Source organism: Mesorhizobium delmotii (genome assembly GCF_900149755.1).
Taxonomy (GTDB): Bacteria; Pseudomonadota; Alphaproteobacteria; order Rhizobiales; family Rhizobiaceae; genus Mesorhizobium; species Mesorhizobium delmotii.
The window spans coordinates 88,885-111,836 of record NZ_FUIG01000039.1 but is presented as its reverse complement, the minus strand read 5'-3'; the positions used below and the strand labels follow the sequence as shown (position 1 = coordinate 111,836).

The window sequence follows — 22,952 nt, the reverse complement described above, 5'->3', positions numbered from 1 at the left end:
GGACGACCAGTCGCTGACGGTCGGCGGTCATTCCCCGTGAAAGAGTTGGCCCTTGTGGTCGAGTTGGGCGAACTCGAGCGCCAACAATGGCGCGGCGAAAGATGCGGCGAGTGTTGCCCGGTCGGGCGCCAACCCGTTCAGCGGATTTTCGCCCTCGGTGCAGCTGTGGACGCCCGAACCAGTTCCACGGGCAGAACGACTTGGCGGGGCGTCGTGGCAATGCTCTCACGACCGATCCTTACCGCGATGTCCGCGATCCTGCTGCCAGGCCTTGCCTCGATTTTAGACAGGCCAGCGCTCCAAGCCGTGCGACACTTTTCGGTTGACGAACGTAATAACATAACATAACGGATCGTCAAGAGCTGGGCTGACCTTGATGGCTCCCGCGGAGATGGATCGAATGGCTGCCTGTGTGATCTTTCAAGACCTGACGCTGGGCTACAACAGCCATCCCGCCGTGCATCACCTCGATGGGATCGTCCGGTCCGGCGATCATCTGTCGGCGGGCACGATCTACGTTTCTTCCATCTCTGCCGGGACGCGCGGCTGCTCGCCACGCGTCCGGCACATCTCCCACAGAACCGCTTGAACAAAGGAGTTGATCGAATGTCCAGGACGCTGAAGCTCGCCGCCGTGATGGGCGTCATAACATCGTTGCCAATCATCCCGTCGGTGGCCGCGGCCGAGAACCTCAAGGTTGTCGCCAGTTTCTCGGTCATTGCCGATTTCGCCAAGAATGTCGGCGGTGACCGTGTCGACATCATCACGCTGGTCGGCCCGAATGGTGACGCCCATGTCTACGAACCGAAGCCGGCCGACGCGGCCACCGTCGGTTCTGCCGACGTGGTGCTGGTCAACGGCCTCCAGTTCGAGGGCTTCCTCCAGCGTCTCGTCGAAGCGAGCGCGACGAAAGCGCCGGTCGTGGAATTGACCAAAGGCGGCGAGGTGTTGCGCAACACCGAGGAAGAAGGTCACCACGATCAGGATAAAGCCGCCAAGGGCGAGGCAGGGCACGCCGCGGAGGCGAAAGAGGGCCATGAGGAAGGGCACCATCATCACGGCGAGTCCGATCCCCATGCATGGCAGTCGGTGCACAATGCCGAACTCTACGTGAAGAACATCGCCGATGCCTTCTGTGCCGCCGATGCGGCCGGCTGTGACACTTATCGGGCCAATGCCGAATCATACGGCCAGCAGCTCGAGGCACTGGAAGAGGAGATCAAGGCTGCTGTAGCTGAGATCCCCGAGGACAAGCGCACGATCATCACTTCCCACGACGCCTATGGGTATTTCGAGCACGAATACGGCATAAAATTCCTCGCACCGGAGGGCGTCTCCACCGAATCTGAGGCCTCAGCCTCCGACGTCGCGGCCCTCATCAAACAGATCAGGCAAGACAAGGCTTCGGCAATCTTCGTTGAAAACGTCACCAACCCCCGCCTGATCGAGCAGATCGCCAGCGAGACGGGTCTGAAAATCGGCGGTGAACTCTACTCCGACGCCCTGTCGGACGAGAACGGTCCGGCCGCGACCTATCTCGAGATGATGCGGCACAACATCACGGCGATCAAAGGCGCGATCCTCGGAAGCTGATCGTCGCGCCACGACGGAAAGGCGGAGCAATCCGCCGTTTCGTCGACCGCAATCAGTTATGTAATAACATCAAGGAGAATACCGTGAGGACAAATTGGGCGTCAGCCACGGCCATCGCGCTGCTTCTGTCTCTATCTGCAAGTGCGGGCCATGCCGAGGAGGTAACCGCCTGGCGCCTCTTCATCTCGGATCACGCGGATCCAAAGGTGACCGTAATCGATGCGGTCGATGGCGGAAAGCTCGACACATTCCAGATTAAAGGGCCGGCGTCGCTCCATCGCAGCGAAAGCGGCCGGACTGTGTTCGCCGTGCAGGGCGCGGCCGGCGTCGTTACCGGGATCGCGAGCGGCATTTCCTTCGACGACCACGGCGAACACGGCGACATCGACGTTGAAGCGCCAAAACTCGCCGGCGTCGAGATCACAGGCAAGAAGCCGTCGCATTTCGTCGAGCATGACGGAGACTTCGCCGCTTTTTTCGACGGCGAAGGTGTCGCCCGTATCATCTCCGAAAAGGTCGTCCTGGAAGGCAAATCGGATTTCAGGGAAGTGAAGACGGACGCGCCGCAGCACGGCGTCGCAGTCGCCTATGGCTCCCATGTCATCCTGTCGGAGCCGAACAGGGAAAAGCCGGATGAACTCCCGGTCGGCATCAGGGTCGCTGACGAAGCCGGCGCGCCGATCGGCGGCATCCACGCCTGCCCCGACCTCCACGGCGAGGCGTCTTCCGGCAATATCCTGGCTTTCGCCTGCGCGACCGGCCTGCTTGTCGTCAGCCATGGCGACGGCACCCCGGCGATCCGTCATCTGCCCTATGCCGACAGCCTGCCGGATGGCAAAACGACGACGCTGATCGGCGGCAGGGGCCTGCAATATTTCCTCGGCAACTACGGCGCCGACAAGGTGGTGCTGATCGATCCGACGGTCGAAAGCGACGCATTCCGGCTGATCAGCCTTCCGACGCGCCGCGTGCATTTCGCGATCGATCCTGTTCGTCCGAAGTTCGCCTACGTTTTCACTGAGGACGGCCAGCTTCACCAGCTCGACGTGGTCAAGGGGGAGATCGCAAACTCGCTCAAGCTGACCGATCCCTATTCGATGGACGGTCACTGGAGCGAGCCGAGGCCGCGCGTCGCTGTCGCCGGCGACAGGATCGTGGTCACCGATCCTTTGAAAGGCGTGCTGCGTCTCGTTGACGCGACGTCGTTCGAGAAAACCGGCGACATTGCTGTCGAAGGCAAACCCTTCAACATCGTCTCCGTCGGCGGCTCCGGTCAGACCCACGAAGGCGAATAGTCGCTCCTCCCAAGCGGCTGCCGCGCGTCCGGCCCATTCTTTCTCGGGCCGGACGCATCTTCTCCAGCTCGCAAGGGGAAAACCATGCTTGAGACACAGCCATGGGCGTGACGCCTGGTGCCTTTTCGGTGCGTTTCAGCCCAGCCGCGCCGGGATCAATCCGCGCAGGGAATTGCCAACGAACAGCGCTTTGGCCGACTTCAGATCATCCAAGCTGTAGATTGCCTCGCGGGCGCGGCCTTCGTCCAGCAATTCGCCGCGCAATACGCCCGGCAGCAGGCCGCAATCGAGCCGCGGCGTTGCCAGCGCGCCGTCGCCGAAATCGGCAAAGAGATTGGTGATCGTGCCCTCACAGATTTCGCCACGCTCATTGGCCAGCAGCACCTCGTCGGCCCGGCTGATCAGATACTCGGCTCGCGCCCGCTGATAGGTGTCCCGGCGACTCGTCTTGTGGCGCAGCAGGGTGTCGTTTGAATCGAGCCGCACCCGCGCCAGTTGCAGCCTCCACACTTTGTCGGCTGCATGCGGCTCATAAGGCAGCGCCGAGACCGTCACCTTGCCGCTGCGCGACAGGACGAGGCGTGTGCGCAAGGCTATGTCCGGCAGCTCGACGGCGTTCTTGAGCATCTCGCCGACCTTCTGCGGATCGCAGGCAAAACCCAGTTCGGCTGCCGAGCCATAAAGGCGTGCCAAATGGCGGTCGAAACGGAGGAAGCCCTGGCCCGGCTGCCAGCGCATGGTTTCGATCAGCTCGAAATCGGCGGTGTTCCCGTCGCGTAGCGCGCTTTCAGCAGGCACTCTTGATACTCCTCCTCGGCCGTCGAATCGAAGACGACGCCACCACCGATATTGTAGACGGCTTCGCCACTGGAAAAGAGCGATATGGTGCGGATCGCAACCGAAAAGCGCATCCTGCCGCCGGGCGCGATCCAGCCGATGGCGCCGCAATAGACATCGCGCGGTGTGGCTTCCAGATCGTGCAGGATTTCCATGGCGCGGATTTTTGGGGCGCCGGTGATCGATCCGCATGGAAACAGCGCAGCGAAGATCTGGCGGATGGTGAGGTCGGGCAAGAGCTTGGCCCGCACACGGCTCACCATCTGGTGGACGGTCGGGTAGCTCTCGATGCGGAAAAGCTCCGGCACCTCCAGCGTGCCGACCTCGCTGATCAGCGAGATGTCGTTGCGCAGGAGATCGACGATCATCCGGTTCTCAGCCTGGTTCTTCTCATCATTGAGCAAGAACGCCTTCAGCCGCTTGTCCTCCGCCTTGGTCGCGCCGCGCGGGGCGGTGCCTTTCATCGGATGGGTTTCGATGATGCCTTCGGCGTCGACCTCGAAGAACAGTTCCGGCGAACGCGACAAAACAACCGGATCGCCGAGCGCGATCAGCGCGCCGTATTTTACCGGCTGGCGCTCGGTCAGCGCGTCGAAGGCGGCCAGCGGATCGCCCGACCACTGCGCATGCACCGGAAAGGTCAGATTGCCCTGGTAGCAATCGCCCTTTCGAATGTGATTGTGGAGCCGCGCAAAGCGTTTTGCGTAGTCTTGTGAAGACCAGGCAGCCCTCGCGTCGAAGATCGGACCGTTGGTCGCTGGCGCGTTGCTGGGCACGACCGCCTGTTCGACAGGCGCGTCGAAGACCCCCAGGCAGACAAGCGGGGCGCGGCGTCCGCCCGGCAGCAGCGGAACGAGCTTCGGTTCGAGCAGGTAGCCGGCCTCGTAGGAGAAATAGCCGGCCAGCCATTTGCCGGCGTCATGCGCGGCCTGCGCAATTTCCAGCGCCGGCAGGAAATCCTCCGCCTCGTGCGCCACGATGATGCCGGCCGGGCCGTCGAAAACGAGCTGATGGGCGCGCTCGTCATTCCGGAAAATTGCAGAGGGCAGGGACATGGGACTCGGATGCTGCGGTCGATGACGCCAGCTATCGCTCTATATGGGGGCTCGATCGCGCGCAATCGAGAGCGCGGCGTCTCAGGACGCAAAGGCAGCCTTGGTGCAAAAGCAAACTGGCGGCACCTCAAGGCGCCGCCAGTGCTCGATGCTGGCAGGCAATTCAGGTGTTGCTCGCGGTCCCCGCGGTCGGGAAGCGGCGCGCGAATTCCTTCTCGTCGCCGGCGGCAAGCAGTTTCGCCTGCTCGATCCAGCGCTCACGCTCGATGCGGCCGTCGAACTGGAGAACGTCTTCGATCCGCTTGATATCCGCCGCCGTCCAGGCGGCGATCTGAGCGTAGGTTCTAACCCCCAGGCCGTGCAGCTTCCGCTCGTTGACCGGGCCGATGCCGATCAAGCGACGCAGACTGTCGGTCTTATCAGCTGCTGCCGCCGCTGTTGCCGTGCCGGCGGTAGCCTTCTTTGCCGCCGGCGCAGCCTTCCTGGCTGTGGCGCTCGTTTCCGACGCGGCCGCTTTCGACGCACTGGCTTTTGGCGCGGCTGCCGCCTTGGCGGCCGCCGGTTTCTTGGACGCGGTCTTGGCCGGCGTCGACTTGGCCGGCGCGGTCTTTGCTGGCGCGGACTTGGCCGGCGTGGGCTTGGCCGGCGCGGATGTCGACATCAATGCCGACGGTGCCGGGATTGCTGCCTTTGTCGCGCCGGTCTTGGCGCCTTGTGCCTCGGCCAACTGGCGCTCCAGGTCGGCGCGGGCGCCGCGGCATACTTCCAGCTCGCCGGTCAGGCGGTCGGCGTCGGCGCGCAGCCTGTCGCGCTCGCTGCGCGTGCGGTCCATGTCACCGCGCAGGCTGTCGAGCTCGCCACGCAGGCGTCCCCAGATGAACCAGCCAACCAACACACCTACCAGGAACGCCAGGAGCATGTAGAAAAAAGTGCCCATTGTCTCTCTCTCCAGTCCGATCCATCTGCCACGGCCTGGAGTGGTGACCTTGGCACAAGGACCATTCAATGGTGGCTCCGCTGTTGGCGGAACAGCCGGCTTAGATCGAGCTGTCGGCGACCGGCTTTTCCTGCCATGGCCAACGGCCGCTGTCGCACTCGCCGAAGCGCCGTGACCGGCGGAAGATTTTTTCCTGGCCTGAGCCCCGCGCCCGACTGAGCTTGAGGCGGGACGCTATCATACAGCTTCCGGAAAGCTACCGGAAAAATTCCACGGAGAGTTATTTAAGAACAGATATTTAGAGCAAGAATAGAACGGCCTCAATATGCATTGCGGCTAAACTGTTCTGTCAGCCCCGGATGGTCAGCGCTGTGCGTCAATTGTCCAAAGCTTCGAGCTCGTCGATCAGCCCGCCGATCACGCCAAGTCCGATCTGCCAGAAGGCAGGGTCGGTGGCGTCAAGACCGAAGGGTGCCAGGAGCTCGGAATGATGCTTGGTGCCGCCGGCGCGCAGCATGGCAAAATATTTCTCCTGAAAGCCACGCTCCGCATTTTGATAGACCGCATAGAGCGAATTCACCAGGCAGTCGCCGAAAGCATAGGCGTAGACGTAGAAGGGCGAATGGATGAAGTGTGGAATATAGGTCCAGAAGACCTCGTAACCATCGCGCAGCTTGATCGCCGGCCCGAGGCTTTCCGCCTGCACTTCCAGCCAGAACTGGCCGAGCTTGTCGGATGTCAGTTCGCCGTTCTTGCGCTCGGCATGCACCTTGCGCTCGAACTCGTAGAAAGCGATCTGGCGCACGACCGTGTTAATCATGTCCTCGACCTTCTGGGCGAGCATGGCCTTGCGCTCGCGCTTGTCCGTGGTCTGGTCCAGCAGCGAGCGGAAGGTCAGCATCTCGCCGAACACGGATGCCGTCTCGGCCAGCGTCAGCGGCGTCGAAGCCATCAGCGCGCCCTGGCCTGCGGCCAGCACCTGATGCACGCCATGGCCAAGCTCATGCGCCAGCGTCATCACGTCGCGCGGCTTGCCCATGTAGTTGAGCAGAACATAGGGATGCGCCGACGGCACGGTCGGATGCGCGAAGGCGCCCGGCGACTTGCCCGGCCTGACCGGCGCGTCGATCCAGTTGCGGTCGAAGAAAACCCGGGCGATCTCCGCCATGTCAGGTGAAAAGCGCTGATAGGCGGAAAGCACGGTGTTCTTGGCCTCGTCCCAGCCGATGATCGCTTGCGGGGTCTCTGGCAACGGCGCGTTGCGATCCCAGTGGTTCATCATCTCCATGCCGAGCCAGCGCGCCTTCATCGCGTAGTAGCGGTGCGACAGGCGCGGATAGGCGTCGCGAACGGCTGAGGCCAGCGCATCCACCACGCTGCGCTCGACGCGGTTGGCGAGATGGCGCGAATCGGCGATGTCCTCGAAGCCGCGCCAGCGGTCGGAAATCTCCTTGTCCTTGGCCAGTGTGTTGGTGACCAGCGTGAACGTGCGCAGATTCTTGCGGAAGGTTGCGGCCAGCGCTTCAGAGGCCCGGCGGCGCACCTCGCCATCGGCGTGCTGGAGGCGGTTCAGCGCCGGCTCCAGGGTAAGCTCCTCGCCATCGATGTCGAAGCGCAGATCGGTCATCGTCTCGTCGAACAGGCGGTTCCAGGCGCCGCGTCCGGTAATCGACTTCTCGTGGAAAAGCTGCTCGACCCGATCCTCGAGCTGATAGGGCTTGTCCATGCGCAGATCGAGCACCCACGGCCGGTAGTGAGCGAAGGCGGGATCGGCAGCGATCGCGGTTTCGATCGCGGCATCATCGATGAGATTCAGTTCGAGCGCGAAAAACAGAAGATGCGCGCTGGCGTCGGTCATCTTCTCCTGAATGTCACCATAGAGCTTGGCGCGCTGCGGATCCGCGGTGTTGCCGGCATAGATCAGTCCGGCATAGGAGACGATCCGGCCGATCAGTTCCTCCAGCGCCTCATAGGCGGCAAGCGCCTCGCCCAGCCTGCCGCTGTCGGCACGCTCCGCCTCGGCGGCGAGCGTGCCTTTCCAGCGGCTCTCGAAGCTGATGGCATCGGCCGCCGCCCTGGCGATGTCGCGCTTCAGCTCGGGGGCGTCCATGCCAGAATAGAGATCGGCGAGATCCCATTCCGGCAGATTGCCAAGCTCCGCCGCGCCCTGACCGGATGCCGCCGCCGCAAGCTGCCGACCAAAAACCATGCGCATTGCCGATACTTTCCAGATTGCAGGACCCAAGCGGCCAGACTCAAAGATTCAAGAGGGGGATTAGAAAGCCGGTCAAATCCTAAGGAATTCGTTCACCGGGTTTTTTGAAACCTTATTTAGAACCCTGTGCCAAGATGATCCATAGGGTGGATTGCCCTTGGGTGGGCATATTGGGCGAGCATCGTTGAACCAGTCATGACAGGTTCCATACTCATAGTCGATGACGATCCCGTGCAGCGCAGGCTGCTCGAGGCGGCCGTGACGAAATTCGGCCACAGCGCGATCATCACGGATGGCGGCGAGGCCGGTCTCGACGCCCTCGACGGGCCCAATTCGCGCGACGTGTCGGTGGTCATCCTCGACCTCGTCATGCCGGGCCTCGACGGCATCGGCGTGCTGAAGGCGATGCGTGAGCGCGGCATCCAAGTTCCGGTCATCGTACAAACCGCCCAGGGCGGCATCGAGACCGTCGTTTCGGCCATGCGTCATGGTGCTTTCGATTTCGTCGTCAAGCCGGCCTCTCCCGACAGGCTGCAGGCATCGATCGGCAATGCGCTCAAGGTCGAAGCGGTCGAGGGTGAAGTGAAGCGCACGTCGCGGCGGCGCGGCGGCCATCTGACCTTCAAGGACATGATCACGCACAGCCCGGCGATGGATCGGGTGATCCGTCTCGGCCAGAAGGCGGCCGCGTCCAACATCCCGATCCTTATCGAGGGCGAATCCGGTGTCGGCAAGGAGCTGGTGGCGCGCGCCATCCAGGGCAGCGGCGATCGCCGCTCAAAGCCCTTCGTTACCGTCAATTGCGGCGCCATCCCCGACAATCTGGTCGAATCGATCCTGTTCGGTCACGAGAAGGGCTCGTTCACCGGCGCCACCGAAAAACACACTGGCAAGTTCGTCGAGGCGCATTCGGGCACGCTCTTCCTCGACGAGATCGGCGACCTGCCGCTCGACGTGCAGGTCAAGCTGCTGCGCGCCGTTCAGGACGGTGAGGTCGATCCGGTCGGCGGACGTTCGACCGTCAGGGTCGACATCAGGCTGATCTCGGCGACACACCGCAATCTTTTGCAGCAGGTCAAGGACGGCAAGTTCCGCGAGGATCTGTTCTATCGCTTGAATGTCTATCCGATCTTCGTGCCGCCGCTGCGCGATCGTCGCGACGACATCCCGTATTTGGTCGAGCACTTCCTGGAGAAGGTTGCGCCCACCGATCCACGTCACCGCCTGCACGGCATTTCGGCTGCGGCGCTCGCCATGCTGCAGGCCTACGACTGGCCGGGAAACATCCGGCAGCTGGAAAACGCCGTCTTCCGGGCCTCAGTGCTTTGTGAAGGCGATGTGCTGACCGAAGAGGAGTTTCCGCAGATCCGGGCGCAGGTCGAGGGCACCGTCAACCTCGATGCGGATGGCGCGTTGCCCGCCTCGCCCTTGGTCATCGAGCCGCCTGGCGAGAACGCCCCGGCCGATAACGGCATCGCTGCGACCGAGCGCGATCCGCCGGCCTGGCCGCAGCCCCGCTTCGGCACGCTGCGGGCGCTCGACGAACGCGGCAATGTGCGGGCGCTGGCCGATGTCGAACTCGAAATGATCAAGCTCGCCATCGACCATTACAACGGCCAGATGAGCGAAGTTGCCCGCCGCCTCGGCATCGGCCGCTCCACGCTCTACAGGAAGCTCAAGGAATACGGCATCGATCCGGAAACAGGCCGTATCGACCGGCTTGCTTCCTGACAAAGCAAGTGCGGACCAGCTTGTCAGCCTGGCATCAGGACAAATCGACAGTCATCGATCGGGCGTGACGAGCGTCGGGCGACGCGCTTGCGGCGGTGTTCACGCATTGAGGCGGCCGGTAACAGGTCGTGTTCATGGCAAAGGCCGAAACATGATCTAAACCAGCAGTTTACCAAGAAACCCTGCGCATATTTTTGACGGGATATCGCCACGGTGTTACCGCATTTCGGCTTCAATAAGCGATGATTAACCATTAGGATCGATATTCGGATGCGAGCACCACCGCATCCGTTGGTCAAATCCGGGGACAAACGGCAGCCTGCAAGGCCTTTTGATTTGAACAAAGTCGAACGACACACAAACGGGCGGCATTATCACATGAGCGTCTGGCCGAGATGGCTGGCAGCGGTGATCCTCGCCTTTGGCTTCCTTACAGCGGCTGCGACCGGCGCCAGCGCCCAGACGCGTTCGCTGAAACTCTATAACCTCCACACCAAAGAGAAGGCGGAGATCGTCTTCAAGCGCGGCGGCCGCTACGACCAGGCGGGTCTGAAAAAGATCAACGTCATCCTGCGCGACTGGCGCCGCAACGAGCCGACCAAGATGGATCCGCGCTTGCTGGACCTGGTCTGGGAGGCTTACCGGCAGAGCGGCGCCACCGACTATATCCAGGTCGTGTGTGGGTATCGCTCGTCGTCCACCAACTCGATGCTGCGCAGCCGCAGCAGGGGCGTCGCCAAGAAAAGCCAGCATATGCTCGGCAAGGCCATGGACTTCTACATTCCCGGCGTGCCGCTGAAGAAACTTCGCGACATCGGTCTGCGGATGCAGGGCGGCGGCGTCGGCTATTATCCGAGATCCGGCTCGCCCTTTGTCCACATGGATGTCGGCAATGTGCGCCACTGGCCGGGCATCAGCCGCCAGGAATTGGCGCGTGTGTTCCCCAATGGCAAGACGCTGCACGTGCCGAGCGACGGCAAGCCGCTGCCCGGCTATTCACAGGCGCTCGCCTCCTACAAGGCGCGCAAGGGCGCCGGCGCTCCCGCCATCGAACTGGCCAGCGCAGGTGGCGGTTCCAAAAGATCCGGTGGTCTGCTGGCGGCTTTCTTCGGCGGCGGTGAGGACGAGGCGGATGACAGCGCCGATGTCGCAGCCGCGCCAACGCCGAAGTCAACCAACGTGAAGCTGGCGAACGCGAAGCCGGCGCCGGCCGCCAAGAGCAGCAAGCTTCCGGGCATTGCCATCGTGTCGCCTCAGGATGCGAAACGCGCCGAGATTCCGCAAATCGCCGATGCGCCTGCTCCGGAACCGGAGGAGGACACGCCGGAAACGATCATTGCGGCGCTGCCGGCGCGCAGCGTGCCGCTGCCTGATTTCGCCCCGCGTCCGAAGACCGATGTCGGCGCTCAGCCGCCCGAAAACGTTCCGTTCGGCGTGGCGGATGCCACCGCCACCACCGAACAAGCGGTGGCGAGCGCGCAAGCGCCGGCAAGCGCTCCCTTCGGCATGGCCGAGCCGTCTGCTGTCGCCGATGCGGCGCAGGTTGCAGCCAACAACATTCCGTTGCCGACCTGGCGTCCCGATCACTCGCTGCCGGCCGACCTTGCAGCGGCCGACCTTGCGCCGCAGGACAAGGATGTGCTTTTGGCGCTCGCGGATACGGCCGGACACGGCAAGACCGCTACCGATGCGTTCTCGGTGCTGCCGTCGGCTCGGCCCGACTTAGCTCAGCCCGACTTGGAGCGGCCCGACTTGGCCCAGACGGACCACGTCCAATCCGACGCGGTCAAGGCCGTCCTGGAGCGGGTCAGCGCAACCGACGAATACCAGGTCGCTTCGCTCTCCCAGCCGAGCTCGGTTCTCAGCAATCCGGCGAGCGTCAATGCCGCATCGCCGCGCGAGGCTGTCTTTGCCCGTCCGGCCGGCTCGGATCCGGCCGCGGCGATCGGTGCGGGTGTAAAGACCACCCGCAAGGCAGCCAGGGCAACCGCCCGTGACCTGAAGCCTGGTCCCAAGTCAGTGGTGGTCGCCGCCGAGCCGAAGGCCGCGCGCTGGGCATTGAACAGCGGCGAGAATGTCGCCACCGTCTCCAGCGCAACGACGGCGCCGCGCTATGCCTACAATATCGTGCACACGCCGCCGACCGAGGTCTACACCGCGGGCTTCCAGCCGAACGATCAGCTGGCCGACGCCAACCGGTTCACCGGCAATGCCGTCAAGTTCTTGTCGGTAGCCCGCTTCCAGACCAAGTAGCGGATCGACCAGCAATACAAAGCCGCCGGGTAACCCGCGCGGCTTTTTGCTGTTCGCAAACAAAAACGCCGCGATGCTGCCAGTCCACTTGGGGGTAAGAGTTTCTCTACCGCCCGAGCTTGCTCGCCGCGCGCGCCAACGCCTCGATTTCGTCCCACCTGCCGGCCTTGACCAAATCGTCCGGCGCCACCCAGGAGCCGCCGACGCAGATGACGTTGGGCAAGCTCAGATAGTCGGCGGCGTTCTTGCCGGTGATGCCGCCGGTCGGGCAGAATTGCACATCGGCGAGCGGCGAGGCGAATGCCTTGAGCGATGCGATGCCGCCCGACTGTTCCGCCGGGAAGAATTTCAGGAAACGCAAGCCCGCCTCGCGGGCGGCCATGATCTCACCCGGCGTGATGGCGCCGGGCAGCAACGGAACGTCGCTGTCCTTCGCCGCCGCCAGAAGCTCGCCGGTGATGCCGGGGCTGACGATGAACTTGGAGCCGGCTGCTGCCGCCTCGCCGAACTGGCGGGCGTCCAGAATGGTGCCGGCGCCGACGATGGCGTCCTCGACTTCGCTTGCCACAAGCCGGATCGCCTCCAGCGCGTCAGCTGTCCGCAGCGTGATCTCGATCGCCGGCAGGCCGCCGCGTGCCAGGGCACGCGCCAGCGGCACGGCATCGGCGACATTGGCGATCTTCAGCACCGGGATAACCGGTTGGCCGTTGAGGAGCGACAGGAGCTTTTCGGTCTTGCTGGGCATTTGTCGTCTCTCCGGTATTGATCCGTTCAACCGGTTAGCAGAAGGCCGTTTTTCTGTCCACGAAACGAAGCGTGTCGCGATGTCACGCACTGCCGGGAATTCCGGCAGCCCGGCCGTCAAAGCAACAAGAAGAGGCGGTTCCACGCGTCAGCCTTGAATCGGCTTTCATGAGCGTTTAGTGGCTTTGGCGATGACACTGCCCAATCGACCTTTCCGCGTTGCCGCGCTCTACAGGTTTGCCCGTCTCGACGACTTCGAGGCATTGCGCGCGCCGCTCACCGCCTTCTGCTGCGGACGCGGTATCAAGGGCACGCTGCTTCTGGCGCATGAGGGCATCAACGGCACGGTCGCCGGCAGCGAAGCTGACATCGCCGCGCTCATCGATCATCTCGAATCCATCGAAGGTCTCGCCGGTCTCGAGGTCAAGTACAGCAGCGCCACGCAGATGCCGTTCCACCGCATGAAGGTGCGGCTGAAGTGCGAGATCGTCACCATGGGCGTTAGGGATATCGATCCGACGGCAAGCGCCGGCACCTATGTCGCACCGGCCGACTGGAACGCGTTGATCTCGGATGCGGACACGATCGTCATCGACACGCGCAATGCCTACGAGGTATCGATCGGCACCTTCAAGGGCGCGGTCGATCCCGCTACGGCGAGCTTTCGCGAATTCCCGGCCTGGGTCGAGCAGCACCAAGCCGAGCTCGTCGGCCGGAAGGTGGCCATGTTCTGCACCGGCGGCATACGCTGCGAGAAGGCAACGGCCTATGTGAAGTCGCTCGGCTTCGAGGATGTGTTCCATCTCAAGGGCGGTATCCTGAAATATCTCGAAGAGGTGCCCGCCGAACAGAGCCTCTGGCAGGGCGAGTGCTTCGTCTTCGACGAGCGCGTCTCGGTGTCGCACGGGCTGGTCGAGGGTGAGGCGGAACTGTGCCGCGCCTGCCGGCATCCGCTGATCGGGCAGGACCTGTTATCGCCGAAATACGCCGCCGGCATCTCATGTCCGCATTGCTTCGATGCCCGTTCCGACGAGGATCGCGCGCGCTACGCCGAGCGTCAGCGCCAGGTTGAGCTTGCAGAAGCGCAAGGCAGGGCTCCGCACGTCGGACGTTAGAACGACGTGCGTCCGCTTGGACGCACTTGGACGCACAAAGTACGCTCTAACACTTTGAATCTACGCATCGTGCTTTCCGAAAATGGATTCCGATTTTCGGGCCGACACTGCAGATCCTGACATCATCTTGTTTTCGCCATCATTGGCAAAGCGCTCATCCGTCATTGTAATGCCAATATGCGGGGCCTACCTCTTCAACGTCCGAAAACCTGCCCGTCCACGTTCGGCCGGGCCAATTCTGGAGGCATTGATGTTCGATCCCAGGAAGCTCCTCGACGATCTGCTCGGCTCGCAAATTCCCGGAACGGGGTCGACCGTCCGCGACAAAGGGGGTCAGGCGATGCAGATGGCCAAGGACAATCCGCTGGCGGCCGGCGCGCTGGCCGCGGTGCTGCTCGGAACCGGCGCTGGCCGTCAGGTCACCGGCACTGCGGTGAAGCTCGGCGGCCTGGCCGTGATCGGCGGCCTCGCCTACAAGGCCTACCAGAACTACAAGAACGGCAAGGCGCCTGCGGAGACGGCCGCAGCCGGCTCGCCGGAATTGCTGCCGCCGCCCGCCGACACCAGCTTCCATCCCTCGCAAGCGCCGCAAGGCGAGGACGAATTCACGCTGACGCTGGTGCGGGCGATGATTTCGGCGGCGAAGGCCGACGGCCATATCGACGACGACGAACGGCAAAAGATCGCCGGCAAGCTCAGCCTCGCGGGCATCGGCTCCGACGCTGAGAAATTCCTGATGTCTGAGCTGGAAACGCCGCTCGACCTGGATACGCTGGTCGCCGGCGCCCAAACCGACGCGCAGAAGCTCGAACTCTACACCGCCTCGCGCCTCACCATCGATCCGGATACGCGTGCCGAACGCGGCTATCTCGATCTGCTCGCCGGCCGCCTCGGGCTGCCGGACGCACTGGTCGACCATGTCGAGGCGACGGTGTCGGCGGCAAAGGTACCGGCGCCAGAGGTGCCGGAGTCAGGGGTGCCGGCGTCGGGCAAGGCAACCGCCGGTTTGCGCTGGTAGGGTTCCGGGCCGCGGAGAGCGGGAATCCGGGCGCCCTCTCGCGTTAATGTCTCGTTTACCTAGGAAGCGCATGATTTTAGCTAGTCGGATCGGCTTTCCTCCTCCCAAGCCGGTTCAGATCAGGGCGGCCGCCAATGGCCGCCCTTTTGTCAAAGCCAGTTAGCGCATGAGCCGAAATCGGAATCGATTTTTGGAAGCGATCATGCACAAATCAAATTGCTCGATATCAAGGTGCTATGGCGTCCTTTGCGGACACGCGGCGCTGTAGGAGGACAGTTATGACAGACTACAAAACAGCCATCGTCACCGGCGCCGGCACCGGCATCGGCAAAGCCGTCGCTACGGCGCTGCTCATGGCCGGCTGGAATACGGTGTTCTGCGGACGCCGCAAGCCGGTGCTGAACAAGGCGATCGCTGATGCCGGATCTACACAAGCCAAGGCGCTGGCGGTCGCCTGCGACATCAGCAGGGCCGATCAGGTCGACGAGATGTTCGAGACGGTGGCGGCGGCCTTCGGCCGTGTCGACCTGCTCTTCAACAATGCCGGCACAAGCTACAAGTCGACATTGATCGACGAAATCCCCGTCGAGGTGTGGAACGAAGTTGTCGGGGTCAATCTCACCGGCTCGTTCCTGTGCGCCCGCGCCGCCTTCGGCGCTATGCGCAGGCAACAGCCGATGGGTGGCCGCATCATCAACAACGGCTCGGTGTCTGCCTACGCGCCGCGTCCGGGCTCGGTGCCCTATACCGCGACCAAGCACGCTATTACCGGGCTGACCAAGACGCTGGCGCTGGACGGCCGGCCTTATGACATCGCCTGCGGCCAGATCGACATCGGCAACGCCTTGACCGACATGGCGCAGGCGATGACGGTCGGGGTACCGCAAGCCAATGGCTCGATCGCCGCCGAAGCGGTGATGGATGTCCAGCAGGTCGCCAATGCCGTCGTCCACATGGCCAGCCTGCCGCTCGAGGCCAATGTGCTGTTCATGACCGTGATGGCGACGAAGATGCCGTATGTCGGGCGAGGGTGAGCGGCCGGTTCGCGTAAGCGAATTCATCGTGCCAGTGGCACGATGAAAGGCCGGCGAACGCCGGGACGCTGCGCACCAGCGGAGACCCGGCCGGGCGGCGTTCAATTTTTGGCTAATGCATGTCGCGCAAAAGTGCGCAGCGGTTTTGCGACAACGACATGCATAAAACAAGAACTTAAAGCGCGTCGCATGAATCCGTTCAAATGCGACGCGCTTTAGGACTGCCTGACCGAAAGCGGCACGCCGGGAAGATACAGCGAAATGGGGCGGATTTCGTAGACGGCGGTCGGATTGACGCGGCGAAGGTCGCGCGCAATCGCGATCGCGGCATCGCGCGTGGCGCAGTCGACGACGTAGAGCCCCAACAATTGTTCCTTGGTCTCGGCGAAGGGTCCGTCAATGACCATTCCGGCGCCCGGCCCGCGCAAGGTACAGGCGTCTTGGGTCGCCCCGAGCCGCGCCGCCGGGCCAAGGGTGCCTTCGCGGTATAGCCGTTCGTTTATCTGGAGCAGGTCGGTCATCAGCGCCGCATCCTCGTCCGGAGTCAGCGCCGTGATCACTTCCTCAACGTGATAGGCGAGGATGGCATAAAACATCTGACGTCACCTTTCTTCGGTCGTGAATTCTATCGCCGACGACAGCGATCTCCTTGTTGAGACAGTGCCGCGCGTCCTATCGGGCGCAAAGGACGCCGTAGCACTTTGATTTGCGCCTCCGCGAAAATCGATTCCGATTTCGGGTCATGCGCTTGTTCTCACTTGCCCAGAAACGCCTCGATCCGCTCCAGCGCGCGCAGGATGTTCTCTTCGGAATTGGCGTAGGACAGCCTGATATAGCCTTCGCCCAGAATGCCGAAATCGGGTCCGCCGATCAGCGCCACGCCGGCATCCTCAAGCAGGGCAGACGCCAGCTTCTTGGCCTTCCAGCCGGTTTTTGAGACATTGGGGAAGGCATAGAACGCGCCCTTCGGTGTGATGCAGGAAACGCCCGGCAAGGCGTTCAGCCCTTCGACCACGACTTTCCTGCGGCGGTCGAAGGCGCGCATCATCTTGTCGACGTCGTCCTGCGGACCATCGATGGCCGCGATACCGGCATACTGGCTCGGCGCGTTGACGCAGGACCAGCAATTGACCGCCAGCTTGCGCACCTTGTCGTAGAGGTGGGCGCCCTTGTCGCCGTTCGGCCAGATCGACCACCCCATGCGCCAGCCGGTCATCGCCCAGGTCTTCGACCAGCCGTTGAGTACGATCAGCCTGTCGCGGATCTCAGGGAAACTCAGCAGCGAGCAATGGGTCTCGCCGTCGTAGGTCATCACGTCGTAGATCTCGTCGGAGAGGATGGCGACGTCAGGGTGCGCTTCCAGCCCTTTGACCAGCTTCTCAATCTCGGCGCGGGGGGTGACCCCGCCGGTCGGGTTAGCCGGCGAGTTGAGGATCAGCAGCCTGGTCTTCGGCGTGATCAGCGCCAGCGTCTCCTGCGCCGAGAAGGCAAAGCCGTTCTCCTCGCGCATCGGCACCGGTACCGGAGCAGCACCGGTGAACTCGATCATTGAGCGATAGATGGGAAAGCCGGGATCGGGATAGAGGATCTCGGCGCCCGGTTCACCGAACATCAGGATCGCGGCAAACATGGTCGGCTTGCCGCCGGGCAGGATCATCACCGCCTCGGGCGAAACCTCGACGCCGGTGGTGGTCAGCGTGCGGCGCACCACCGCTTCGCGTGTCGCCAGCAGGCCGTTGGCCGGCGTGTAGCCGTGGTGGCCGTCGCGCAGCGCCTTGATCGCCGCCTCGACGATGTGCTGCGGCGTCTTGAAGTCGGGCTGGCCGATGCCGAGATTGACGATATCGCGGCCCTGATGGGCGAGCGCGGTGGCACGAGCCAGCACCGCGAAGGCGTTTTCCTCGCCGAGACGATCGAAGGCCGAAATCGTGTGGAGCATTTTTCCTGTCCGTGTGGTTCTTTCACCGAGCGAGCGTTTTTGTGAGCGTCCTTTCGCAAAAGTCAAACGGATTGGAGCTTTGGGTGTCGGAAAACCTCAAGAATTGGCAACCGCGCCCGCGGCCAGAACGCAAAGTCCTGGAGGGGCGCTATGCCAGGCTGGAACCGCTCAACGCCGAAAAGCACGGCGACGGCCTGTTCGAGGCGTCGTCGGTGCCTGACGTCGATGGCCGCTTCGTCTGGCTGTTCGACTATCCACCGCAGACCCGCGCCGCCTTCCAGCCATGGCTGGACAAGGCCGAAGCCAGCGAGGACCCGCTGTTCTTCGCGGTCATCGACAAGGCCAGCGGCAAGGTCGCCGGACGCCAGACGCTGATGCGAATCGATCCGGCCCATGGCGTGATCGAGATCGGCAACATCTATTGGGGGCCGCTGATCTCGCGCAAGCCGGCGGCGACGGAAGCGCAGTTCCTGTTCATGAAATACATCTTCGATGAGCTTGGCTATCGCCGCTACGAATGGAAATGCAACAACCGCAACGAGCCGTCGAAGCGCGCGGCGGAGCGTTTCGGCTTCAAGTTCGAGGGCATTTTCCGCCAGCATCTTGTGGTCAAGGGCGAAAACCGCGATACCGCGTGGTACGCGATCATCGACAAGGAGTGGCCGGCACTGCGCAGAGCCTATGAGGCATGGCTCGATCCGGCCAATTTCGATGGCGACGGTCGCCAGAAGCGACGGCTCGAGGATTTCCGCGCCGAGTTCGGCGCCTGACCATGATCCCGAAAAATGGAGGCCGGTTTTCGGGCAAGATCACGGTCAAACGAGAAGGACCATGATCCCGAAAGTGGAATCCGGTTTTCGGGCAAGATCATGGTCAAACGAGATTGAGCCTCCATCCCGATTCTGCCGGGATGGATCAGGCTCTAGCAGGAGTTTGCAGATGGCGCATGGTTCGCAAGGGCATGACCACAGCCACGGCGCCGGTCATGTGCACGGCTCGACCGACAAGAAACGGGTGTTGGTCGCAGCCTGCCTGACCGCCGGCTTCATGGTCGTGGAAGCGCTTGGCGGTCTCTTCACCGGATCGCTGGCGCTGCTGGCGGATGCCGGCCACATGCTCGCCGACTGTATCGCGCTCGGCCTTGCCTGGTATGCTTTTCATCTGGCCGGCCGGCCGGCCACCGTTCGCCTCACCTATGGTTTCGGCCGGGTCAAAACGCTGGTCGCCTATACCAACGGCATCGCCATCTTCGCCATTGCGCTGTGGATCATCTATGAGGCGTGGGAACGCCTGCTGACGCCTGCGCCCGTGCTCGGCGGGCCGATGCTGGTCGTCGCGATCGCCGGTCTGCTGGTCAATATCGGCTCCTTCTTCGTGCTGCATGGCGGCGACCGCGACAGCCTGAACATGCGCGGCGCCATCCTGCACGTGCTCGGCGACCTGCTTGGCTCGGCGGCGGCGATCATAGCTGCGCTGGTCATCCTGGCAACGGGCTGGACGCCTATCGATCCGATCCTGTCCGTCCTCGTCTCGCTGCTGATCCTGTCCACGGCCTGGTCGCTGATGCGCGAAGCAGCTCATGTCCTGCTCGAAGGCGTGCCGGCGAGCCTCGATCGCGACCTGATCGCCAGGGACATAGAGGGGACAGTCAAGGGCGTGCGCGAGGTGCATCACATGCATGTCTGGTCGCTCGACGGGTCAAGCAACATGGCGACCTTGCATGCTTGCCTCAACGATGGCGTCGATGCCCACAAGACGGTCAGCGCCATCAAGAAGCGGCTTGCCGCCGAGCATGGCATTGCCCACGCCACCGTAGAACCGGAATTCGGCCATTGCGCCGACAGCCATGATGGCCACGATGGCGAGCACGACCATGCGCACGATGCGGCTCCGCATCATGGCCACCATCACTGACTGCGGGAGTTAGTTCCATGGCATTGGTAACGAACTTGATGAATTCCTGCCGCGTCAGGGCCGCGTGATGGATCGCGACACGCGCAACGCGGCGATAGGCGCCCTCTGGGTGCTGCTGCTGTTCGGCATCGCCGCCTACTATTTGCCAACCGTGATGCTGGCGGCCGGCCGCGTCTCGACCATTCTTGCCGCTGTAATTGCCGCTGTCTTCATGGTGGCCATTTTCGTCGTGTTTTGGCTGCGTGGCCGCAGCCAGCGCAAAAAGGATCATTGATATGCGTGTTTTGATTACCGGCGCGGCAGGCATGGTCGGCCGCAAGCTCATCGCCCGGCTGGCGAAGGACGGAACGCTCAGCGGCCGGAAGATCGCCGCGCTCGAGCTTCACGATATCGTGCCGCCGCAGGCGCCGGCGCTGGAAGGCGTCGGCGTCACCATCCATACAGGCGATCTCGCCGCGGCGAGCGCGATGGAACGGCTGGTCGCGTCGCGCCCCGACGTGATCTTCCATCTCGCCGGCGTCGTGTCGGGCGAGGCGGAAGCCAATTTCGATCTCGGCTATCGCGTCAATCTCGACGGCACAAGGGCGCTGTTCGATGCGGTAAGGCTGGCGGGGTTTGCGCCGCGCGTCGTCTTCACCTCGTCGATAGCCGTGTTCGGCGCACCGTTTCCGGACATCATCCCCGACGAATTCCACCCGACGCCGCTGACCTCCTACGGCACGCAGAAGCTGATGGGCGAAGCATTGCTCGCCGATTATACGCGGCGCGGCTTCTTCGACGGCATCGGCATCAGGCTGCCGACCATCTGCGTCAGGCCGGGCAAGCCCAACAAGGCGGCTTCGGGCTTTTTCTCCGGCATCATCCGCGAGCCGTTGAGCGGCCAGGAAGCAATATTGCCGGTGCCGCGCTCTGTCGTGCACACCCACGCCAGCCCGCGCTCGGCGGTGAATTTTTTGATCCACGCAGCAGGGATCGACGGCAGCGCCGTCGGGCCGCGCCGCAATCTGACGATGCCCGGCGTCGCCGTCACGATCGGCGAGCAGATCGAGGCCTTGAAACGCATTGCCGGCGCCAAAGCGGTGAACCTGATCCGCGAGGAGCCCGACGATACGATCTGGGCGATCGTCAAGGGCTGGCCGACACGGTTCGAGGCGCGGCGGTCGAGGGAGCTTGGCTTTGCCGCCGAAACCAGCTTCGACGACATCATCCGCGCCCATATCGAGGAGGAGCTGGATGGGAAGATCTAACTTGCGTTGATATTCAGGTCACGGTGGGCAGCCGCCTTCCGGTACTACGCCAATTATCGACCTCGGCGCTGCCCCTCACCTGCCTGCCGGCAGGGCGGTGCCAAGACCGACATTTGTGGTCAGTACTGGAGAGCCGCGCGTCCGATCGAGGCGTCATCCGCCAGCCGTCAGGCTCGCCGAAAGCAGCAGCAGCCCGAACAGGAAGACGAAGGCTGCGCCGCCGATCTCGACGATCGAATGGATGCGGTTGCCCATGCGGCCGTCACCGGCGAAATAGACTGCCCAGTTCTTGGCCGTCACCGCCAGCGTCGCCAAGATCGAGACCGTGATCGCGGTGCCGAGCGCCATCGCCAGCACCGACAGGATGCCGCCGAACCACAGCCCGTTGAGCATGGCAAAGCTCAGCACGATCAGCGCGCCCGAGCAGGGTCGGATACCGACCGCCGCCACCGCCGACCAGGCGGTGCGCCAGTCGAATCGGTCGCCGGAAAGCAGCGCCGGGTCGGGCGCGTGTGAATGTCCGCACGTCTCGCAGACCTCGCCCGCATGGTGATGATGATCGTGCCCGCCATGGTCATGGTGATGGTCGTGTGCGCCATGATCATGGTTGTGGCCATCATGGCCATGTGCGTGAAGCGCATGGGAATGCGCCAAATGCGCATGTGCGGAATGTGAGTGGCCTGTTTGCGAATGGCCGGCATGGGCCGCCGACAGGCTGTAGGCAGGGTTCGCGCCGAACAGACGAAGGATAGCGGGGCCGGCCTTGCGCCACAAAAGCCAGGCGCCGAACAGGGTGACGAAGACAAAACTCATGACTTCGAGGAACCAAGCCGCGTCGGTCATCGATATGGTGGTGCCGCGCAGGACGAAGTAGGCGAGCATCATCACCAGGATCGCCGTCAGCGCCTGCAGCAGGGCCGAGACGAAGGACAGCATGATGCCGCGCTTGAGCGCGACTTCGTTCGCCACCATGTAGGACGAGATCACCGCCTTTCCGTGACCGGGGCCGGCGGCATGGAAAATGCCGTAGGCGAAGGACAGGCCGATAAGCAACCACAGCTTGCTGCCATCCTCGCGCATTGCCTTCATCGCGCCGGCAAGCGCGCGGTAGAATTCCTGCTGTCGCAGGTTGATCCACATCAGGAGTTGGGCGAACGGGCCGGTGGTGGGAGCTATCCCGTCATTGGTGCCGATGCCGAGCGAGCTCTGGGCGTGGGCGGAGCCGAGGACGTGCGTCATCACAAGGGCGACGGCCAAAAGGCCGAAGGCCAAACGCAGGGACGGTTTCGTCACCGGATCATCCTTCTGGCTTACAGTTCAGTTCAAGCTTGGTCGCAAATATCTTGCTCATATCAGTGCCTGTCGGATCGTTGAAGAAGGCGTCCGTCAGGGTCTTCTGGTTCGCGGCGAGCGCCTCGTCAGGGTTCGGACGAACGACCTTGCTCGTGCATGTCGACGGCAAGCCGGCGACCTGCAGATTGGCGTCCTCGGTGAAATCGATCGCCGTGTAGAAGGTCGGGTCATAGACGCCGATATCGATCTTGCCGGCCAGCCTGGTCGGCGCCTTCGGTTCGGATTCGAACAGGATGATGAGCTGGTCGTTGTCGAAATTTGCCATCAGCTGCGGCGGCGGGTTCATCGCCTCGTCCTTGCCGTCGACGGTGACGAGCTGGAAGTAATTGAACTCCGCCAGCGAAGCGTGGACGGTGTCGGCGACTTCCTTCAGCTCCTTGTCGTCGAGCTTCAGATCGGAATTCTTGTCGAATTCCATCATCACCGTACTCGAAAACAAATCGTCGAAGCGCCAGACGTGGCGCAAGGCCTTCACACTTTGGTGATCCGGGCTGAGGATCACTTCGAGGCGAGCCTCGGCGAAGACGTGGGGATGCACATTTGCTGGCCCGACCGTGGCAAATGTCGCCGCCATGGCCGAAGCCATCATGATTGCTTGCCGTTTCAGGTGCATTCTGGGTGGTGATTCCATCGACTTCGGAGACTGCCGAGAGTTACCAGAAAGGGGGCGAA

21 protein-coding genes and 1 pseudogene are annotated in these 22,952 nt (G+C 63.0%); 13 read left to right on the top strand and 9 right to left on the bottom strand.

Annotated elements, in window-relative coordinates:
* Positions 1 to 400: 400 nt before the first annotated feature.
* The 3 genes and pseudogenes from BQ8482_RS22870 to aztD form a co-directional block, all read left to right on the top strand.
* Positions 401 to 490: pseudogene (locus BQ8482_RS22870) on the top strand (zinc ABC transporter ATP-binding protein AztA); the annotation flags it as partial.
* 116 nt (positions 491 to 606) lie between these two features.
* On the top strand, positions 607 to 1,593 hold the full coding sequence (gene aztC, locus BQ8482_RS22865) for a zinc ABC transporter substrate-binding protein AztC (RefSeq protein WP_123149652.1): 987 nt from the start codon (positions 607 to 609) through the stop codon (positions 1,591 to 1,593).
* Positions 1,594 to 1,676: 83 nt separating this feature from the next.
* Complete coding sequence (gene aztD / locus BQ8482_RS22860; RefSeq protein ID WP_244602936.1) at positions 1,677 to 2,888, top strand: zinc metallochaperone AztD; 1,212 nt, start codon at positions 1,677 to 1,679, stop codon at positions 2,886 to 2,888.
* Between the two features lie 135 nt (positions 2,889 to 3,023).
* Here the strand turns inward: aztD and BQ8482_RS22855 are convergent, their stop codons facing one another.
* The 3 genes from BQ8482_RS22855 to BQ8482_RS40665 all read right to left on the bottom strand — a co-directional run bounded on the left by BQ8482_RS22855 (position 3,024) and on the right by BQ8482_RS40665 (position 5,177).
* Positions 3,024 to 3,686, bottom strand: coding sequence for an aminotransferase class IV family protein (locus BQ8482_RS22855; RefSeq protein WP_123149713.1), 663 nt, complete (start codon positions 3,684 to 3,686; stop codon positions 3,024 to 3,026).
* Positions 3,635 to 4,780: an aminodeoxychorismate synthase component I gene (locus BQ8482_RS22850; RefSeq protein WP_123149651.1), complete on the bottom strand. Its 1,146-nt coding sequence runs from the start codon at positions 4,778 to 4,780 to the stop codon at positions 3,635 to 3,637. Before BQ8482_RS22850 ends, BQ8482_RS22855 begins: the two co-directional genes overlap by 52 nt.
* Before the next feature lie 163 nt (positions 4,781 to 4,943).
* The gene (locus BQ8482_RS40665; RefSeq protein ID WP_374120339.1) at positions 4,944 to 5,177 is read right to left on the bottom strand and encodes a hypothetical protein; all 234 of its coding nucleotides are present in this window, start codon (positions 5,175 to 5,177) and stop codon (positions 4,944 to 4,946) included.
* On the opposite strand from BQ8482_RS40665, the gene BQ8482_RS40660 reads away from it, so the two are divergent.
* Complete coding sequence (locus BQ8482_RS40660) at positions 5,167 to 5,703, top strand: pentapeptide repeat-containing protein (protein ID WP_425294123.1); 537 nt, start codon at positions 5,167 to 5,169, stop codon at positions 5,701 to 5,703. The genes BQ8482_RS40665 and BQ8482_RS40660 overlap by 11 nt on opposite strands.
* A 390-nt stretch (positions 5,704 to 6,093) precedes the next feature.
* Here the strand turns inward: BQ8482_RS40660 and BQ8482_RS22840 are convergent, their stop codons facing one another.
* Positions 6,094 to 7,932 carry a M3 family oligoendopeptidase gene (locus tag BQ8482_RS22840; protein WP_165848672.1) on the bottom strand — a complete coding sequence of 613 codons (1,839 nt, stop codon included), beginning with the start codon at positions 7,930 to 7,932 and terminating at the stop codon, positions 6,094 to 6,096.
* A gap of 195 nt (positions 7,933 to 8,127) precedes the next feature.
* Between BQ8482_RS22840 and BQ8482_RS22835 the strand changes: the two genes are divergently transcribed.
* Both BQ8482_RS22835 and mepK read left to right on the top strand, forming a co-directional pair.
* The gene (locus BQ8482_RS22835; RefSeq protein ID WP_123149649.1) at positions 8,128 to 9,663 is read left to right on the top strand and encodes a sigma-54-dependent transcriptional regulator; all 1,536 of its coding nucleotides are present in this window, start codon (positions 8,128 to 8,130) and stop codon (positions 9,661 to 9,663) included.
* 378 nt (positions 9,664 to 10,041) lie between these two features.
* Positions 10,042 to 11,916, top strand: coding sequence for a peptidoglycan L,D-endopeptidase MepK (mepK, locus tag BQ8482_RS22830; RefSeq protein WP_123149648.1), 1,875 nt, complete (start codon positions 10,042 to 10,044; stop codon positions 11,914 to 11,916).
* Between the two features lie 106 nt (positions 11,917 to 12,022).
* Here mepK and BQ8482_RS22825 read toward each other — a convergent pair whose 3' ends face one another.
* Entirely contained in the window at positions 12,023 to 12,661 is a 639-nt protein-coding gene (locus BQ8482_RS22825; RefSeq protein ID WP_123149647.1) for a 2-dehydro-3-deoxy-phosphogluconate aldolase, read from the bottom strand.
* A 190-nt stretch (positions 12,662 to 12,851) separates the two neighbouring features.
* Here BQ8482_RS22825 and trhO point away from each other — a divergent pair, with 190 nt between their 5' ends.
* The 3 genes from trhO (at position 12,852) to BQ8482_RS22810 (ending at position 15,827) form a co-directional block, all read left to right on the top strand.
* A complete protein-coding gene (gene trhO / locus BQ8482_RS22820; protein WP_123149646.1) occupies positions 12,852 to 13,775 on the top strand; it encodes an oxygen-dependent tRNA uridine(34) hydroxylase TrhO in 924 nt (307 codons plus the stop codon).
* A 250-nt stretch (positions 13,776 to 14,025) separates the two neighbouring features.
* Positions 14,026 to 14,793 carry a tellurite resistance TerB family protein gene (locus tag BQ8482_RS22815; RefSeq protein ID WP_123149645.1) on the top strand — a complete coding sequence of 256 codons (768 nt, stop codon included), beginning with the start codon at positions 14,026 to 14,028 and terminating at the stop codon, positions 14,791 to 14,793.
* Positions 14,794 to 15,071: 278 nt separating this feature from the next.
* A complete protein-coding gene (locus BQ8482_RS22810) occupies positions 15,072 to 15,827 on the top strand; it encodes an SDR family oxidoreductase (RefSeq protein ID WP_123149644.1) in 756 nt (251 codons plus the stop codon).
* 215 nt (positions 15,828 to 16,042) lie between these two features.
* Here BQ8482_RS22810 and BQ8482_RS22805 read toward each other — a convergent pair whose 3' ends face one another.
* Together BQ8482_RS22805 and BQ8482_RS22800 are read right to left on the bottom strand one after the other, a co-directional pair.
* Complete coding sequence (locus tag BQ8482_RS22805) at positions 16,043 to 16,423, bottom strand: YciI family protein (protein ID WP_095492689.1); 381 nt, start codon at positions 16,421 to 16,423, stop codon at positions 16,043 to 16,045.
* 158 nt (positions 16,424 to 16,581) lie between these two features.
* Positions 16,582 to 17,766 (bottom strand): pyridoxal phosphate-dependent aminotransferase, encoded by a 1,185-nt coding sequence (locus tag BQ8482_RS22800; protein WP_123149643.1) that lies wholly within the window; start codon positions 17,764 to 17,766, stop codon positions 16,582 to 16,584.
* 83 nt (positions 17,767 to 17,849) lie between these two features.
* On the opposite strand from BQ8482_RS22800, the gene BQ8482_RS22795 reads away from it, so the two are divergent.
* The 4 genes from BQ8482_RS22795 to denD all read left to right on the top strand — a co-directional run bounded on the left by BQ8482_RS22795 (position 17,850) and on the right by denD (position 20,927).
* Positions 17,850 to 18,536, top strand: coding sequence for a GNAT family N-acetyltransferase (locus BQ8482_RS22795; protein WP_123149711.1), 687 nt, complete (start codon positions 17,850 to 17,852; stop codon positions 18,534 to 18,536).
* Between the two features lie 169 nt (positions 18,537 to 18,705).
* On the top strand, positions 18,706 to 19,680 hold the full coding sequence (locus BQ8482_RS22790; protein WP_123149642.1) for a cation diffusion facilitator family transporter: 975 nt from the start codon (positions 18,706 to 18,708) through the stop codon (positions 19,678 to 19,680).
* Positions 19,681 to 19,747: 67 nt separating this feature from the next.
* Positions 19,748 to 19,954, top strand: a complete 207-nt coding sequence (locus BQ8482_RS22785; RefSeq protein ID WP_123149641.1) for a hypothetical protein — start codon at positions 19,748 to 19,750, stop codon at positions 19,952 to 19,954.
* A 1-nt stretch (position 19,955) separates the two neighbouring features.
* Positions 19,956 to 20,927: a D-erythronate dehydrogenase gene (gene denD / locus BQ8482_RS22780; RefSeq protein ID WP_123149640.1), complete on the top strand. Its 972-nt coding sequence runs from the start codon at positions 19,956 to 19,958 to the stop codon at positions 20,925 to 20,927.
* A 153-nt stretch (positions 20,928 to 21,080) separates the two neighbouring features.
* On the opposite strand, the gene BQ8482_RS22775 is transcribed toward denD, so the two are convergent.
* Positions 21,081 to 22,220: a nickel/cobalt transporter gene (locus BQ8482_RS22775; protein ID WP_425294122.1), complete on the bottom strand. Its 1,140-nt coding sequence runs from the start codon at positions 22,218 to 22,220 to the stop codon at positions 21,081 to 21,083.
* Between the two features lie 4 nt (positions 22,221 to 22,224).
* Entirely contained in the window at positions 22,225 to 22,893 is a 669-nt protein-coding gene (locus tag BQ8482_RS22770; RefSeq protein ID WP_123149639.1) for a DUF1007 family protein, read from the bottom strand.
* Positions 22,894 to 22,952: the final 59 nt, after the last annotated feature.